Origin of the sequence: Streptomyces sp. NPDC014623 (assembly GCF_043088245.1) — a bacterium.
Taxonomy (GTDB): domain Bacteria; phylum Actinomycetota; class Actinomycetes; order Streptomycetales; family Streptomycetaceae; genus Streptomyces.
Map to the genome: position 1 here is coordinate 17,719 of NZ_JBIBZU010000023.1, position 15,321 is coordinate 33,039.

Genomic DNA, 15,321 nt, shown 5'->3' on the forward strand with positions numbered 1-15,321 from the left:
CGCTCACCTCGCACCCGTGTTGCAACGGCTCCTCCCGTCGCGTGATCGCGAGGAGACCGCTCAGACCATCAGGTCCCGGTTGGCCCCGAGGCCTGGTGCATCCCGAACCACTCCCACCGAAGGAGCCGCATTGGCCTTTCACCTGTCGCCTTCCGCCCTTGTGTCCCTCCCTCCCACCAGGCCGACCACCGACGATGTCGCGCAGTTGGCGGCCGACCGGCTCGCGGCCGCGGACGAGCCGGATTCCACCACGCTGCTGACGTGGGCCGACGTGATCCTGTTCAACCATTCCGGTGGCAAGGACAGTCAGGCGATGCTCTCGCACCTGTTCTCCCTGGCCTCCGCTGCGCAGGTTGTCGACCGGATCGTGGTCGTCCACTGCGATCTGGGCGACGTCGAGTGGAAGGGCACCCGTGAGCTCGCCGAGGCGCAGGCAGCCGCGTACGGGCTGCGCTTCGAAGTCGTCTCCCGTGCGCAGGGGGACCTCATCCAGCAGATCAAGGACCGGCACCACACCCTGCGGGCGAAGGGGGACACCACCACGCCAGCTTGGCCGTCATCCCAGGCGAGGTACTGCACGAGTGCCCAGAAGCGCGGGCAGGTCCGGCCGCTGATGACGCGGCTGGTCGACGACTTCGGCGGCCGGCTGGGCCGTCCGGTGCGGATCCTGAACTGCATGGGGATGCGGGCCGAGGAGAGTCCGGCCCGCAAGAAGCGCACGATGCTCGAACTCGATCAGGGCGCAAGCAACGGCAAGCGCACCGTCTACACGTGGCTTCCTCTGCACGCCTGGACCGTGAAGCAGGTGTGGTCGGAGATCGCGCGCTCCGGGCTCCCGTACAGCCCGGTCTACGACTGGGGCATGTCTCGCCTGTCGTGCTCGTTCTGTGTACTGGCGTCCGAAGGCGACCTTGAGCTCGCCGCCAGGCTCCGGCCGGAGAAGGCCGCCGAGATGGTCGACCTGGAGCAGTACGTCGGTCACGACTTCAAGAAGAACCTGCCCATCGCGGAGATCGTCCGCCGGGCCGAGGCCGCCGACGCCGCCCAGGGGCCCGCCGTACGCCACCCCCGAGGCACGGCAATGGCTGCCCAGATCGGTGAAGCCCGAACGCTGGACTACCTGCTGCGTCTCGCCGCCTGAACGTCCCCGTGGGGCGGTGAACCGCACCGCCCCACGGCTGCCCGCACCGTCCTTCCTGCCGTCCCGTGGTTGGCCCCACCGGCCGGCTGGCACCGTCCCGAGCCGCTCCCCCTCGAAGGCTGGAGTTTCTGATGCGCCCCACAGTTCTGTCCTACGGCCTCGGCGCCGACTCGACCGCGATCCGTCCGCTGCGAGTTCATGATTCTCGAAGGGACCTCAAGGCCGAACTTGTACCTGGATCAGGCTGGCAGGGGGCCCGCAGCCCTGCGTTCCCGACTTCGCCGTGCCGCTCGGTCGGCTGTCGGCCGGCCCCCGCCCATCCCCGGGCGGTTGGAGCGTTGACCGGGGGGAGGTGGGCCGAGCAGACAAGAGTGGCGAGGTACTTCAGCCCGCAACAGTCAGCAGCCTTGGTCGATGACGTCGTGGAGGTACTGAATGGCGAGCTTCTCGGCGTTGTGGCGCCGTTCAACGACCGCGCTACCCGCATCGGACCATCGACGGTAGAGATCGACGCTGGCGAGGAGCGCCCGTCCGGCTTCGTGGCGGTCGTAGCCGCACAGAGTCGCCAGAAGGTTGCGAGTCTCTTCGGGCGCGATGGCCTCCAGGTGGCGTACACCACGGGGGATCGCGCCCACCCGGCGGGCGGCCAGGGGGCCGAGTACGGTCTCTCGCAGGTAGGTGAGGAAGCTGATGGTCTCGAACAGTTCTCCGCGGCCGAGCTTCGTCGCACCATAGTGCACCCAGATCCAGAACCGGTCCTCGATCCACTGGAGGTCGAACGCCGGAGTGACCGGCGGCTGCTGGGCGAGGGCGCCAGATAGGAGGCCGTCCCGGTCCCACAGGATCTCCGGGTCCTCAGTCCGCTCGGCGAAGTCGCAGGCCCGGACGAACTTGAAGTCGACGTGCAGGAGAGGCGGCCCAACGAGCGTGATGATCACACGCGGCTCGCCGACATGCTCCCCGGTGAATCCGGCCACAAGGGAGGCCCAGGAGCCGACCAGCGCGAGCCGCTCCCGCATGACCGCGTCGTACGCCTCGTCATCGATGACCAGGATCAGGTCCACGTCCGAGTAGACGTCGTGGCGGTCTCCCACGAGGGACCCGGTGATCGCCACGCCGGTCACGCGTGCATCCTGCCGGATCCGAGGAAGCGCGTCGCTAAGGAACTGGCTGTGCAAGGAGGGGACCTCCATCTGCTTTCCTTCCGATCGGAGCAAAGCAGAGCAACGTAACACTCAATCCGGCGGGGATCGCAACCCTAATTTCTTACAAACGGTCCTTTGCCCGAGCGTCGGTGCGAGCACTACACGACCGAGTTCCCGTGATCGATCTCAGCACGACCACGTTTTGTGGTAGGCGGTGGCAGTGATTCCAGGATGCCGTCCATGAGTGCGCGGGCGGCATTGGCGTAGCGGACGGCCGTAAACTCCGAGATCCCGAAGATTGCGGCCAGCCGGCGGGGGTCGCCGTTGCCCGCCAGGGCTTCCTCCAGCTGGCGGTCGATGCGCATCTGTTCTAGGGAAGCGCGGCGGCCGGCGAATTGCAGGTGACACCAGTAGTCGCTGACCGGTTCGTGGCCGTGGGCGGTGACCCGCGTAATGAGCAGGTGGCGGTTGGAGGTGTGGGGCCACCGGCGGTGGCGGTGGAGAAGGTATCCGTGGAGGACTTGGTGGGTCAGTTCGTCCAGGGGCCGAGTGCGGCCGCCGATGGTGACGGCGCGGCTGGGCAGGTCTAGATCGTCGACGGTGAGAGCCTTGATGGCGGGTCGACGGGCGGCGTGGACGACGGTGAGGACGAGGAGGACCTGTTGTTCGGGGGTGGTCGCCGCGGCGACGGCGTCGGTGTAGCACTCCTGCGACAGCGGCAGGATAGGCGGCTGGGGATATGCACCTGCCTTGATCCCGGTCGTCGGGTTCTGGAAGATCGCCTTCTCGCGACGCAGGTGCGTGAAGAGCGACCGAAGACTGATGTGCAGCTCTTTGCGCCTCCAGCCCTGGTGCGCGTCGAGGGCAGCCTCCACGTCAGCGCGGCTCACTTCCCGCAGGTGGCTATAGCGGGCTGACCAGCCCAGGATTGTGGAGTGGGCGGCCGACATGAACCCCCAGCTGCTACTGCGACTTCGGGGACGACGCCGAGGCCCCCTCGGTGGACTGCCCGGAGCCAACGTCGGACGTCCTCGCCGATCTCCGGCGCAAGGTCATGGGTCCGTCGGGCCAGCCACGCTTCGAAGCTGTCGGGCCGGTCATCGTTCAGCAGTCCGGCCTCCTGCAGGACCTCGCTGACGCGGGTGACGCTGATCTTCCGGTCGGCGTACAGGGGCACAAGTTCGGAGTACCGGACAGTCTCGCCCGCCTGATGGCCGAAGAGCACGGCGATCAGGCCACGGCGGGTGAGCCGGAGGAGCTCCGGGCTCCATCCGCACAGTTCCGCCTTCCGATCAGCAAGCCCCATGGCCGCTACGAGGTACGGATTGTCCAAGTCTGCGTGGTCAGCCTTGCGGAAGCGGCGGAAGTCACGGCCCGAGTCGAACAGCCGTAGTTGTTCCCAGCTCGCCGGTGGTCGCGCGGGGGCGGCGGGCGGGGTGGGCTGGAGTTCGCGGTAGCGCCACCTCGGGTTCAGCAGTTGGGTGGTGCGCTTGAGACAGCCAATCTCCAACTGGTAGCCCGTCCGGGCAATGCGGGCGAAGTAGGGCCGGGGGTCCACCCGCACCTGTCCCTCGGTGAGATCTGCATCTTCCAGAATGCGGGCCTGGACCCAGCAGGCACGGCAGTGCTCGTCTCGTACGAAGAAGACTGACCCGCACTCCCGGCAGGTGCCGGGCGGGTGGCGGTAACGCCAGCCGGTGCAGCCGCTGCACGTCGTACGCTTCCCGCTGTACCAGGCCCGGCACTGGTCACAGCTCCTCCACCGACGCCGCCGCTGGGGGTGACAGAACTCGCACCGCCCGGCGGCAAAGAACCTACCGTTGAATACCGGCTGCTGGCAGGCCCCGCACGTCGCGTGCCGCTGGCCGGGGTGGCGGCACCACCAGCACACCGACCAGCCCAGGTCACACGGGCAGTGGCTACCGCACTGATCACAGGGCCGGAATGGCTGGTGCGGCATCACAGCGGCGGCAGGGATCGGCCATCCCGGCGGCGCGGAACAGGCGGTGGCACCGGACCGCCACTCTCCCCGGCCGCCCGGGCCACCGGAACCGACGGCTGCTCGGCCACGCCGGACGCAACTGACTCGGGGATGAGGATCTCCTCGATCCCGCAGTCCAGCACGGCGACGATGACGTCGAGGTCGGACAGCTTGATGCTGGCCGGCTCCCCGGACCAGAGCCCTGACATCTTCCCCGCGCTGATCACCAGCCCGTGCTCCGCGAGCATCCGCTGCAGCTCGCTGGCCTTCCAAATGCCCCGGTTCGCGGCTGCCAGCCGCAGATTCCACTTCACGTTCTCGCTCCTTTCCACTCAGGTCACAAGCCCGGTCAGGCGGGCCGCTGCCCGCTGCTGGCCGACCTGCCACGCCTCTTCAACGAAACCCCGGTGGACGTGGACGTAGCGAAGTGTCGTGACTAGCCACTCGTGCCCCAGCAGTTCCTGGATGGCCATCAAGTCCATGCCGTTCAAGTAGAGATCGGAGGCACAGAAGTGCCGCAGGACATGGGGAGTCATCTTCCCGTCCCAGTTCGCAAGGTGCCGCTCGGCAGCCTCGGCCAGGCCCAAGCGAAGCGCGTGATCGCCCACCCGCAGACTCGTGCCGTCGGTGGCCCGCCGCTCCGAGGGGAACATGGGCGCACCAGGCCGGGCAGGGTCCGCGGGAAAGTGACCCCAGACCTCTTCGACGTACCAGCGAAGCAGATCGCCCGCCCCGTTGATCAGCGGAACCATCCGCGCGCGGGGACCAGTGCGCCGAGCGCCCTTGCCGAAGCGGACGTGAAGCTTCCCGTATCGGCCGAGGTCCCAGTGCGCGTCGGCGAGGTCAAGCATGCGCACCTCATTGATGCGCAGACCGACCTGGCCCATCAGCCTGGACGCCACGTAATTCCTGGCCGCTGGCGCGAACTTCCGGCAGCCCGCCAGATCCTCCCGCCATCCGGCGAAGAGCTGCTGGATCTCGTGCTGCGCGGGCGGGATCCGCAGCTCCATACGCGACTGATGCCGTGGCGTGTTCATCTCGTCGAGCGGGCACTCGACCACCCTCCCCGTCAGCCGATACAACTGCGGCTTCATCCGCAGCTCGATAAACCGGAAGTACGTGGCGAGCGCGAACGAGCGCAGGTAGCGCGTGCTCACGCTCAGCCCTCGGGTTGCCTGCCCGAAGTACCGGTCCGCATCCGGCGGATCCATCTCCCACAACGGCCGGCCGAACCAGGACCTGATCAGGTCGAGGTCGCCGATCTCCCTCCGGATCGATCCGTCCGCGATCCCTGACGCCGCCCGCGCCAGCACGAACCCGGATAGCACGTCGGTCTCGAAATCCTCGATCGCCTGGACGTCCGGGTCGTATGGACGCCGGATCTCCCGCACCACCGTCAGGGCCACACAACCACCCGCCCAAGTTCAGCCCGACCATCAGAACTTCAGGATTCACGAAGGAGTATCACTGCACTTGCGTATGCATCACAGTCCCCTCAAACGAGTGACATACCGCCGTCGTCCCACGTCGCAGGCCATCACCAACACCCGCGGTCGGCGTCACCGCTACCGAACCCGCAGGGAAACCCATCTCCTCAAGCTGATGGAGGATCCCACCGCCTACGGGTTGCGCGAGGACCTGTCGGATCTCACGGTCGTGCACGCGGTGACCGGGGACGAATGGCCCGACTCGCTGGAGTACGTCGAACGGCACATCCTGCCGCGCATGCGCGCGCATGCGGTGCGGTTCGTCCAGGTCGCCCGCGGAGGCCATTTCGAGGGTGACGGCATTGTCGTCCTCAGCGACACTCGCAGTCCGCGCCGGGTCCATGCCCAAGGTCCGTGGGTCCTGTCCGAGGACCTGCGAGCGGCCGGCACCGTCCCGACCCTGGCCCAGGGCACGCGGACCTGCTCGATCAAGGCGAAGGGTTTCGTCCTCGACTCGTGGGCGGCCGCCGAGTTCGGGACCACCGCATTCCGCCGCGCCATCGGGTACCACTTCGGGGAACTGTCCCGCGCGGAGAAGGATTCTTTGATCCAGGCGCGGCACAACAAGGAGGCCGGCCGGGTCATCTGCGATCCGTACTACCCGCTCATCGAGGAGCGTCTGGACCGGGCCGAGGTCGAGGCTTACGTCCTGAGCGTCACCGGCGAGCCGATCCAGAAGTCGTTTTGTGTCATGTGTTGTTTCTCGGGGGTCTGCTCGTCCCGTGCCAGTCACGAGGCGCGGCTGCGCAGGTTCCCGCAACTGGCTGCCTCCGCCCTGCGGCTGGAGTACGCGGCCATGGCGCTCAACGAGAACTCCAGTCTGTACGCGAAGACGTCCCTGTACCGGAATCTCACCGAGGACGAGCGCAACCAGCCCGTGCTGGAGGCATTCGAGGCCTCGCTGGACCAGGCCGAGTTCGCCGTCTACGAGGTGCGCCGGGTCTACCTCGCCAAGCGCACTCCTGAGTGCCGGACGCTGCACGGCCGAAGCTGCCGCTCTCCGCGTTGGTGGTGCCGGCACGAACGGACCGAGTTCTGCCGCGGGGCCCACGACGAGCAAGGGGGCGCTCCCACGTGCCGCGGCGACGCCGCGTGCAGGCAGCCCGCTCGCAAGGGGCAGTCGCGGCGGTCGGTACGCACGCTGTTCGAGGGCGAACGGGCAGCTGCCGAGGCCTGGGTGAGCGACATGGCAGCCGAGGGGGCGCGGCTTGAGCGCGGCGCCCTGTCGGGTATTCGCCGGGCGGTGTACCAGGATGCCGGACCGGGTTACCCGCACGGGGTCGGATTCGTCACGGCTGCTCCCACGGGTGCCCAGGACAAGCAGCGTGGCGGTTTCAAGGATGTCTGGTCGGCGGTGACCGGCCGGTCGGGGACGTGGCGGAGGCCGTTGCGCGGGGCGCGTCCGGCGCAGCAGTTGGGGTTCGCGGGGCCGGTGGCTTCGGGGTGGGCGTGATCACCCCCTCCATGTCGCCTTGATTGTGCTAGGATTGTTTATGTCAGACGGGGTTGGCCCCTCGTCTGCTTCCCGAACCGCTTCCGACAAGGAGCTCACGTGATGAGTGGCATTACTTCGACGCATCTGTTCGCGGGAGGGCTCGGAGATCTGGTGGGCTTCGCGGCCGCCGGGTTCGACCCGCGGTTCGCCGCGAACCACGCGGCTCCCGCGATCGCCACGCTGCGCAGGAACTTCCCCACCGTGGCCTACGAGCAGTGCGACATCAACAACCTCGACTTCCGGCGCATCCCGGGAACCCGGATGTGCTTCGGGTCGCCGATCTGCAAGGAAGCCTCACCGGCCGGGCGCAACTCCACCAAGAGCCAGCAGCCGGCTACCAGCCGTAAGCCTGGTGAGGGCGGCCGGGCCCCGGCCCCGGCATGGTCCCGGACCAGGGCGACGGCGTGGGATCTGATCCGGGCTCACGAGGTGCACGACTACGACATGGTCTGCGGCGAGAACGTGCCTGACTTCGCGACGCGGTGGGTTCCGTTCGAGGCCTGGCTCGACGTGTGGAGGGCCATGGGCATGGTGCCGCACATCGTGTCGTTCAACGCCGCGCACATCTCCGGCCCCGGCAACGAGGCGGCGCCGCAGTACCGCGACCGCATCATGTTCGTCTTCCTCAAGGAGGGGCTGCCCGCACCTGACCTCCAGGTGCGCCCCGCGTGCTGGTGCACCGAGTGCGGACCGGTCGAGGGCGTGCAGGTCTGGAGCAAGAGGTTCGACGAGCCGGGAATTCGCAAGGTGGGGGTCTACCGCAAGCAGTACCGGTACGCCTGCCCCGTCGTCCGGTGCGGCAGGCGCGTCGAGCCGGTCACCCAGCCGATCCGCGGCCACATCGATCTCGATGTGCCCGGCCGCCGCTTCGGCGCGGGCAAGCCCAACCACAAGAAATTCACTCCGTACGCGGAGGAGACCGGCCGCAAGGTTGCCATCGGGCTGCAGCGGTTCGGGGGCGAGCCGTTCCTGGTCGTGCTGCGCAACCACTGCACCGTGCAGTCCCTCGACGAGCCGATCGGCGCGATCACCGCAGAGGGCAATCACCACATGCTCGTGCGGCCCGGCCGCACGGTCGATGAGTGCGAGGTCAGCATGATCAGCCTGCGCACCAAGGCGCGCGCCCAGCGCTTCCCCGACAGCCACATTTTCGAGGGCACCACCGGCGCCGACCTGACCCGCCTGGTCGGAAACGCCGTACCCGTCAACGCGGCCACGTGGTTCGGTCAGCGCCTGCTGCCCAGCCTGAACTGACCAGCACCGCCGCCCGCCGCCGCACCCCGGCCCTCTCGCTGGAGGGTCGGGACCGCGGCGGCTTGCCCCTCAGGCGGACACGAGGCCCCTGGTGCCCCGGGGCGGGCAGGGCGGCGTGTCACTGCCGCACGATCCAGACCAGGGTGGCGATCGCCGCGGCCGCGACGATCGGCTCGGTCAGCGAGGGGTGGACCGCGGCCACGTAGAAGGTGCCGGCCGCAGCAAGGAGAACGAGGAGCAGGTGCTGCGTGTCGAGCGGACGCTGATTCATGAGGTGGTCTCCGGTCGTAAGCGCACGGAACCAAGGCCGGGCGCGGAAGGGGAAGGTCTCGCCGTCGGGCGGGGAAGCTCTGCGGTCAGACCAACAGAGGGAAAGGGGGCATTCAAGAGCTCCGGCTGTGGCGAATGGATCGCCACAGCCGCGCCACACCCACTCTGCTCCGGACGCCAGTTAGCAGTGCAAGCCCTCACCACGTGCTCCTGCGCCACGCCTGGGAGTACATCTGCAACCGGCCAGGCTGTTCCTGACGCCCCGAATGCAGGATCTCCGGCTGTTCGCGGCGCCGCCGGCTACCCGCCTTTCATGTAAATGTTGTACGGTTATTCATGTCGCACCGTTGGTCGCGGTGCGCACCCAAACCCGATCCCACTCAGGCCCGCATCGCGCAGGGCCGTTGAAGGAGACTCACATGATCCGCGCCGGCCGCACTCCCGTGGGCACCGCCGATGTAGCCAAGCTCCTGGGGCGCAAGACTCTGCCCGCCGCCCTGGCTAGGACGCTGCCCGCCCCGATCAGTCGCCCCGGCGCAAGGACCAGCATCTGGGACCTCGAGCAGGTGGAGGCGCACCTGGCCGGCCGGGAGATCCCCGCGATCGCCGAGGTCGAGTCGGCCGACGATCTGCTGGACCGGGAGGAGGCCCGCCTTCAGCTGCAGAACGTCATCAAGCCGACAGCCTGGAACTCTTACATCGACCACAATTTCGCCCCGAGCCCCGATCAGAAGGTGTGCGGGGTGTCCCACTGGCGGCGCAGCACGATCCTCGAGTGGGACGCCAACCGGCCCGGGGAAGGAGCTGGCGGTGGTCGCCCGAAGGGCAGCAAGGACACCAAGCCCCGCAACCGCATAGTCGACGCCCGCCTGGCGCGCGCCGATGCCCGGAAGGAGCGTGTGCGCAAGATGCTGCAGGATGCCGGAGCGCAGCTGACGCCGGCCGAGGTCGCCGCTGCCGAGGAGATCTCGGAGCGGCAGGCCTACCGACTGCTCGACGAGGCTCGGGCCGCAGCCGAGTAGTCGGTCTCGAGGACCGGTCCCCCGCCTGTGATCGTCGCTTTCGGTGACTGCACAGCGAGGTGCGTGCAGCGGGTCTCACTCCTGCGCACCCGACCTCGTCTGCCTGGATCGGCCCGTTCCACCGTGCCGCCTGCCCAGTGCGCAGCCGTTCCGGGAGGCGTGTGAAGGGGGCGCCGCACACACGACTCGGCGGGTGCGCAGTGTGTTCCGCGCCGAGTCTTGGGGAGCGCGGCGCAGACTGCGCAGTGCGACAGGGCTCGGTTGCGCAGCGACGGATGCGCACTCGGATGGACGTCTGTGACAGGGCGATCGAGCAAGGGGTGGCGAGTTCTCCTCACGACGGGTCGAGTGAGCTCCTGCCGGTCGCGCCGCCGGCTGGCACGAGCGTCTGGTTCGTGGTGAGGAGCCCGCTGCCCGTGGTGAGTTCTCTGGCATCCCGTGGTGAGTTTCCCGGCGTCCCGTGGTGAGTTTCTTCGCGCGCCCATTCAGCGTGGTGAGTTCCGCTTCGAGCCGTGGTGAGTTCCGTGTCGAGCCGTGGTGAGTTGTGCAGTCGCGGCTGCGCCCCTCGTCCGTACTCCCGGCCCTCCTCGGCGTCTCAGAAGCGGTGATTGGGGCTCTGACCAGGCATGGTGAGTGGCGGGCCGAACTCACCACCGGGTGCAGAAACTCACCACGGGCGGCGTGCTTCAACCGTGATTTCAACCGGGTTGTCGTGGTGAGCTTTCCGGTGAGTGGTGCCGGGTTCCTTGGAGACAAGATCTGACCGCTTCTCTCCTTGGAGCCCTGGCATGACCGTAGGAACCTCTCGAAGGCCCGCCCCCGCGGCGTCTTCCCCTCCTCCGCTTCGCCCGTCCGAGCCGCCCACAAGCTCCTTGCGGGAGGCGAAGCGACGCGTCTCCCTGGCACGGATCGGGGTCTGGACAGCACTCGCCGCCGGACCCGCTGCGCTGGTGGTCGCCTGCGCAATGCCCCGCACGGTCGTAGCCGCTGCGCAACCCACGGCCGTCGCCGCGGCCCCGGTGCGCACCGCCGATCCGTCCGGTGTGGCTGCGCTGTTCTGTGATCTGTGGCTGCGCAGTGATGACGCGGCGCCGGACAGCGAGACGGCCCGCATGGCCCACACGCTGGCCCCCGACGTGGCACTGCCCTCTCACACCGGCGCGGCAAGTGCGCAGCCGGTTCAGTCCGTGATGGCGGTGCGCAGTGAGCGTCTGGGGGGTGGTCGCTGGTCGGTGGTGATCGCTGCGCAGTTCACCGTCCGTGACGAGGATGCCAGTGCTGCTGAGGCCGGGAAGGCCGCGCGGGCGGTGCAGTACTTCGCCGTTCCGGTGGTCGCGAAGGAGTCTGCGGGTGGGGCAGGGGCGTTCCGGGTGACGGCTCCCCCGGCGCGGGTTGCCGGTCCGGTGCTGGCGGCGTCCGGTGCCTCACGGTTCGAGAACCGGCTTCCGGCCGACAGCGAGCTGGTCGCCTCGCTCGGTGAGTTCTTCGGGGCCTACCTCGCGGGGGTCGGTGAAGTGGACCGGTATCTGTCCCCGGGGACGGAGCTCGCGGCGGTAGCGGATGCCGGGTACACCGCGGTCCGGGTCGAGGACGTCTCAGCCGACGCCGAGGTGGCCGCCGGCCCGGTGCCGGAGGACGGGACGAGCGTTCGGGTGCAGGCGCGGGTGACCGCTCTGGCCGCGAAGGCGGAGCAGTGGCCGCTGGCCTACGAGCTGACGATGACCGCCCGGTCCGGACGGTGGGAAGTCACCGCCCTGCACGCCGGAGCTGACCCGACAGCCGAGCCGCCCGCTGATGACTCCGCCGCTGCCGGGGGTGAGGAGCAGTGAGCCGCTCTCTCGTGCTGGCCGGAAAGCTCGATTCGCTCGGTGATTCGTGGCTGGGCACCTTGGAGGACTGGGGCGACAAGGGCCTGAAGGTCGCGTTGATCGCCATCGTCGTCATCACTGTCGTCCGCAAGGTCTCCCTCAAGGCGGGCATCGGGGCCCTGATCGGTCTCGTCCTCGCGCTGGGCATCTACAACTCGCGGGATTCGCTGGCGAACATCTTCGAGGACGAGGTCAACAACCCCGCCAACTCGCAGCCCGCGGCCGTCGTTGTGGTTACCGAGCAGGCACCCGCCCCTGGTGGTGTCCTGTGAGCGCTGCGAAGACGGACCGGCAGCGGGTGGCCCGGGTCTACACCGCTGCACGTCGCCATCCGTGGGTGCTGGGCAAACTCGGGGACTGGGTCATCTGGTTCGGCCCGTACACGCCCGCACAGCTGGCGGTGCTCGGCGGCGGTGCGCTGCTGCTGGTCAAGACGTTCGCGTGGTGGTCGTGGCTGGGCCCGGTGCCGGTGGTGCTGTGGCTGGTCGCCGTATGGGCGGTGCGCGGGGCGAAGATCAACGGACGCTCCCCTATGACGGCTGCTCTGGGCTGGCTGGCGCTGTTGGCCCGCCACCCTGCGGGACGTATTGCCGGGCGGGTGGCCCGCGACCGTTCGTCCACGCTGCTCTCCGGAACGTTCATCGTCGAGCCCGCGGTGGACGAGGCCGCCCGCCTCGCCCCTGCCGCGGCTCCGGTCCCGGCGGCACGGCGCCGTACGAAGGCTAAGAGGAAGCCGTCCGCGCGGGCTCGGGCGGCGCGGCCGGTGCCGGTCACCGGCCTGGCCGGGCTGCTCGTCGGGGCACAGACGGGGAGGTCCTGATGCGGATTCCGTTCCGGCATGTAGCCGGGCATCTGGTGTGGTCGGTGTCGGGCACCGTGTGGGCGATCTGGCGCGTGGCCCCGGTCGGCGGCCGCTACGTGGCGCCGCAGGTCCGCGACGAGCTCCTCGGTCGGGTCACGTCTCTCGTGCGGTCTCTGGCCGGGGCGCCACGCCTGTTCGGGCTGGCGGCCCGGGTCGATCCGGGTGAGGTCGCCGAGCAGATGGTTGAGGGTGTCGACTGGCAGCGCCTGCCGGCTTGGGCGGAGACGACCGCGGCTGCTCTGGATCTGCTGGCCGGTCAGGAGATGCACCGGCGCACCCTGTGGCTTGCCGTTCCGCTCACTTCGCCAGGGCGCCGGTTCGATCTGGCGGCGAACGGGTCGGCGATGTGGTCGGAGCTGTCCGGTGCCCTGGGGTTGGACCCGGTGCCGGTTGCTGCGGACGAGGTCACCGAGTTCACCGAGCGGGCGGACCGTGTGCAGGCAGCCCTCGGTGGTGGTCTGTCGCTGCGGCCGGCCCGCCCGGCGGAGGTTGTGTGGATGCTCCAGCACGCGGTGCACCGGGGCCTGGAGGAGCCACTGCTCGCCGACGCCGAGGAGTCCTCCCTCTACGGCAGCCGGCTGCAAGGGGACGAGCTCCGATCCCCCTCCTACGCCGACCTGGGCCAGGTCCGCCTCGCAGAAGGCGGCCGCCCCACCACAGACCAGGGCGACACCCGCAAGCAGGCGAAGAAGGGAAAGGGGGGCCGCTCCGGTCCGGGCGGGGCGTCGTGGTGGCGTGGGGATGGTGCTTCCCCGTTGGCGCGCCGGTGGCTGGAGGTGGAGTGCGAGGCCGGGACCGGCTACCAAGCCCATCTCGCGCTGGCGGAGTTCCCCGCGGTGCAGGCGCTGGAGTCCGCGGATCTCCTGGCGCAGTTGGAGTCGCTGGACTTCCCTGTCGACTTCACGGTCGACATGCAGGTGGTCCCGTCCGAGCGGGCGCGTGAGCAGGTGCGGCGGAAGAAGAAGGAGCTGCTGGACCAGGCCGAGCAGTACGGTGCTCAGCCCACCGGCATGCCCCATTCGCTGCCCGAGGCCGCCGGGGCTCTGGCCGAGCAGGACGCCAGGCTGTCCCGGTCGAGCGTCGAGGTGGAGGTCCAGTCCGTCACCGTCCTGACCGTGTGGGGGCCGGATCCGGTGGTGTGTGATGCCCGGGCCCGGGCCCTGGTGGCGCTGCTTTCGGGTGGGGACTACCGGGCGGTGCGACCGCACGGCATGCAAGAAGCACTGTTCGCCATGGGCCTGCCGGGGGCGGTGCGTCCCGCCGCAGTGCGGGAGTTCACGCAGCACCAGCTGTCGGAGGACTGGGCCGCCAGCGGTGCGTTCACGAACACCCGGGTCGGGGACCCGAGCGGCATGATGATCGGCGTTGACCTGGACTGCGGGACGATCCGCCCCGTCCTGATCAACCTCGCGGATGCCCCGCAGCGCAACGCGAGCGCCTCGATGGGCATCGTCGGGGACCTCGGCGGCGGCAAGAGTGTGCTGGAGAAGCTCCTCGTCGCCGCGGTCGCCGACCGGGGCGGGCGGGCCATCGTCATCGACCGCACCCCGATCCGGGAGTGGGCGACGTTCGCGCAATCTGCGGCCGTAGGCCGGTGCGAGGTCATCGACGCGGCAAAGGCCCAGCTGTCCATCGATCCGCTGCGCGTGTTCGGCGGACCCGTCGGCGCGCACTACGCCTTGTCCTACCTCACGCTGCAGCTCGGTGTCGGGCCGATGTCCGCGTCCGGTGCAGTGCTGCACCACGCGGTCGAAGAGGCCGCCGCCGGCCCGGAGCCGTCCATGGCATCGGTCCTGCAGGCGCTCAGCGCTCTGGCGTCGAGCAGCTCGCCCGGCTCCAGCCGCCGAGACGCTGCGACGACCATGTCCGAGCTGTTGTCCATCGTGAGCTCGAACCCGCTGGCGGGCATGGTCTTCGACCCGAGCCTGCCCCCGGTCACGTTGGACGGCGATCTCAGCGCGGACATGGTCGTCATGACGACCACCGGTCTCACGCTGCCGCCGCGCGAGGCGTTCGCCGACATGGAAGTGCTGCGGCAGCAGCCGCTGGAGGCCCTGATCGGCAGGGCGGTGCTCTACCTGATCGCGGCCATCGCCCGGCAGGCAGCGTTCAGCGACCCGTCCCGGTTCTGCACCGTGGCCATGGACGAGGCGTACTGGCTGACCAGCAGCGCCGAAGGCAGCGCCCTGGTCCACGAGATCCTGCACGACGGGCGCAAGCACGGCGCCGGCTGCATCCTGGCCGCCCACGACGCCGACGAGCTCGGCAAGGACTCCGGGCTCCTCGCCTACAAGGTCCTGGCCCGCACCAGCGACCAGGCCCGCGCCCGCAAGGGCCTCGCCTTTCTCGGGCTGGACAGCGAGGACGAGGACCTGCTCCGCCTGGTCACCACCGGGCTGTCCCCCGTCGGCCAGAAGGGCCGCGAAGGCGAAATGCTCCTGCGTGACCCACGCATGCAAGTCGGCCGCATCAAGGTCCACGTCCCCCCGGTCCCCCGCATCGAGAAGGCCATCTACACCACGCCCACGACCGCCGCTCCTTCCGCGCGGACGATTACCCCCACCGCCGAGGAGGTCCACCGTGCGGACGTCTAAGGCCGACCGGCTGGCGTTGCTGTTCCTCGTGAGCGTGCCGCTCCTCGGCATGTGCGCTCCGGCCCTGCCTGCGCTCACCTCAGTCGTCGGGCAGCACGTGCTGCCCGAGCAGGCGTGCATGCAAGTACCCGTTCCTGGACTGGTGTACTACCCGGCATCGTCGGCTCGCCAGAGCGGGGGGCACCAGTGACGTCGCTGACTG

At 69.2% G+C, this 15,321-nt stretch carries 15 protein-coding genes; 9 read left to right on the plus strand and 6 right to left on the minus strand.

Going from position 1 to position 15,321, the window contains the following annotated elements:
* Positions 1-130: 130 nt before the first annotated feature.
* Complete coding sequence (locus ACF1FZ_RS29260; protein ID WP_391776405.1) at positions 131-1,141, plus strand: phosphoadenosine phosphosulfate reductase family protein; 1,011 nt, start codon at positions 131-133, stop codon at positions 1,139-1,141.
* 398 nt (positions 1,142-1,539) lie between these two features.
* Here the strand turns inward: ACF1FZ_RS29260 and ACF1FZ_RS29265 are convergent, their stop codons facing one another.
* The 5 genes from ACF1FZ_RS29265 to ACF1FZ_RS29285 all read right to left on the minus strand — a co-directional run bounded on the left by ACF1FZ_RS29265 (position 1,540) and on the right by ACF1FZ_RS29285 (position 5,673).
* Entirely contained in the window at positions 1,540-2,265 is a 726-nt protein-coding gene (locus tag ACF1FZ_RS29265) for a nucleotidyltransferase domain-containing protein (RefSeq protein ID WP_391776406.1), read from the minus strand.
* A gap of 179 nt (positions 2,266-2,444) precedes the next feature.
* Entirely contained in the window at positions 2,445-3,176 is a 732-nt protein-coding gene (locus ACF1FZ_RS29270) for a hypothetical protein (protein WP_391776407.1), read from the minus strand.
* Positions 3,173-3,844 carry a hypothetical protein gene (locus ACF1FZ_RS29275; protein ID WP_391776408.1) on the minus strand — a complete coding sequence of 224 codons (672 nt, stop codon included), beginning with the start codon at positions 3,842-3,844 and terminating at the stop codon, positions 3,173-3,175. Before ACF1FZ_RS29275 ends, ACF1FZ_RS29270 begins: the two co-directional genes overlap by 4 nt.
* A 401-nt stretch (positions 3,845-4,245) precedes the next feature.
* The gene (locus tag ACF1FZ_RS29280) at positions 4,246-4,581 is read right to left on the minus strand and encodes a helix-turn-helix domain-containing protein (RefSeq protein ID WP_391776409.1); all 336 of its coding nucleotides are present in this window, start codon (positions 4,579-4,581) and stop codon (positions 4,246-4,248) included.
* 18 nt (positions 4,582-4,599) lie between these two features.
* Complete coding sequence (locus ACF1FZ_RS29285; RefSeq protein ID WP_391776410.1) at positions 4,600-5,673, minus strand: tyrosine-type recombinase/integrase; 1,074 nt, start codon at positions 5,671-5,673, stop codon at positions 4,600-4,602.
* A gap of 196 nt (positions 5,674-5,869) precedes the next feature.
* On the opposite strand from ACF1FZ_RS29285, the gene ACF1FZ_RS29290 reads away from it, so the two are divergent.
* The gene (locus tag ACF1FZ_RS29290; protein WP_391776411.1) at positions 5,870-7,207 is read left to right on the plus strand and encodes a hypothetical protein; all 1,338 of its coding nucleotides are present in this window, start codon (positions 5,870-5,872) and stop codon (positions 7,205-7,207) included.
* Between the two features lie 102 nt (positions 7,208-7,309).
* Positions 7,310-8,503 carry a DNA cytosine methyltransferase gene (locus ACF1FZ_RS29295; protein ID WP_391776412.1) on the plus strand — a complete coding sequence of 398 codons (1,194 nt, stop codon included), beginning with the start codon at positions 7,310-7,312 and terminating at the stop codon, positions 8,501-8,503.
* Positions 8,504-8,621: 118 nt separating this feature from the next.
* Here the strand turns inward: ACF1FZ_RS29295 and ACF1FZ_RS29300 are convergent, their stop codons facing one another.
* Complete coding sequence (locus ACF1FZ_RS29300) at positions 8,622-8,774, minus strand: hypothetical protein (protein ID WP_331730877.1); 153 nt, start codon at positions 8,772-8,774, stop codon at positions 8,622-8,624.
* Positions 8,775-9,192: 418 nt separating this feature from the next.
* On the opposite strand from ACF1FZ_RS29300, the gene ACF1FZ_RS29305 reads away from it, so the two are divergent.
* The 6 genes from ACF1FZ_RS29305 (at position 9,193) to ACF1FZ_RS29330 (ending at position 15,309) form a co-directional block, all read left to right on the plus strand.
* Positions 9,193-9,795 (plus strand): hypothetical protein, encoded by a 603-nt coding sequence (locus ACF1FZ_RS29305; protein ID WP_391776413.1) that lies wholly within the window; start codon positions 9,193-9,195, stop codon positions 9,793-9,795.
* Positions 9,796-10,667: 872 nt separating this feature from the next.
* Positions 10,668-11,624, plus strand: a complete 957-nt coding sequence (locus tag ACF1FZ_RS29310; RefSeq protein ID WP_391776414.1) for a conjugal transfer protein — start codon at positions 10,668-10,670, stop codon at positions 11,622-11,624.
* Complete coding sequence (locus ACF1FZ_RS29315) at positions 11,621-11,935, plus strand: hypothetical protein (RefSeq protein ID WP_391776415.1); 315 nt, start codon at positions 11,621-11,623, stop codon at positions 11,933-11,935. Before ACF1FZ_RS29310 ends, ACF1FZ_RS29315 begins: the two co-directional genes overlap by 4 nt.
* A complete protein-coding gene (locus ACF1FZ_RS29320) occupies positions 11,932-12,483 on the plus strand; it encodes a hypothetical protein (RefSeq protein WP_391776416.1) in 552 nt (183 codons plus the stop codon). Before ACF1FZ_RS29315 ends, ACF1FZ_RS29320 begins: the two co-directional genes overlap by 4 nt.
* Positions 12,483-15,119 (plus strand): ATP-binding protein, encoded by a 2,637-nt coding sequence (locus tag ACF1FZ_RS29325; protein ID WP_391776417.1) that lies wholly within the window; start codon positions 12,483-12,485, stop codon positions 15,117-15,119. The genes ACF1FZ_RS29320 and ACF1FZ_RS29325 overlap by 1 nt, the downstream gene beginning before the upstream one ends.
* A complete protein-coding gene (locus ACF1FZ_RS29330; protein WP_391776418.1) occupies positions 15,106-15,309 on the plus strand; it encodes a hypothetical protein in 204 nt (67 codons plus the stop codon). The genes ACF1FZ_RS29325 and ACF1FZ_RS29330 overlap by 14 nt, the downstream gene beginning before the upstream one ends.
* Positions 15,310-15,321 lie beyond the last annotated feature (12 nt).

Bases quoted from the DNA above. Each gene is read 5' to 3' on its own strand.
- ACF1FZ_RS29300 (WP_331730877.1), bottom strand. From the start codon at position 8,774: ATGAATCAGCGTCCGCTCGACACGCAGCACCTGCTCCTCGTTCTCCTT.
- ACF1FZ_RS29295 (WP_391776412.1), top strand. From the start codon at position 7,310: ATGAGTGGCATTACTTCGACGCATCTGTTCGCGGGAGGGCTCGGAGAT.
- ACF1FZ_RS29305 (WP_391776413.1), top strand. From the start codon at position 9,193: ATGATCCGCGCCGGCCGCACTCCCGTGGGCACCGCCGATGTAGCCAAG.
- ACF1FZ_RS29325 (WP_391776417.1), top strand. From the start codon at position 12,483: ATGCGGATTCCGTTCCGGCATGTAGCCGGGCATCTGGTGTGGTCGGTG.
- ACF1FZ_RS29290 (WP_391776411.1), top strand. From the start codon at position 5,870: ATGGAGGATCCCACCGCCTACGGGTTGCGCGAGGACCTGTCGGATCTC.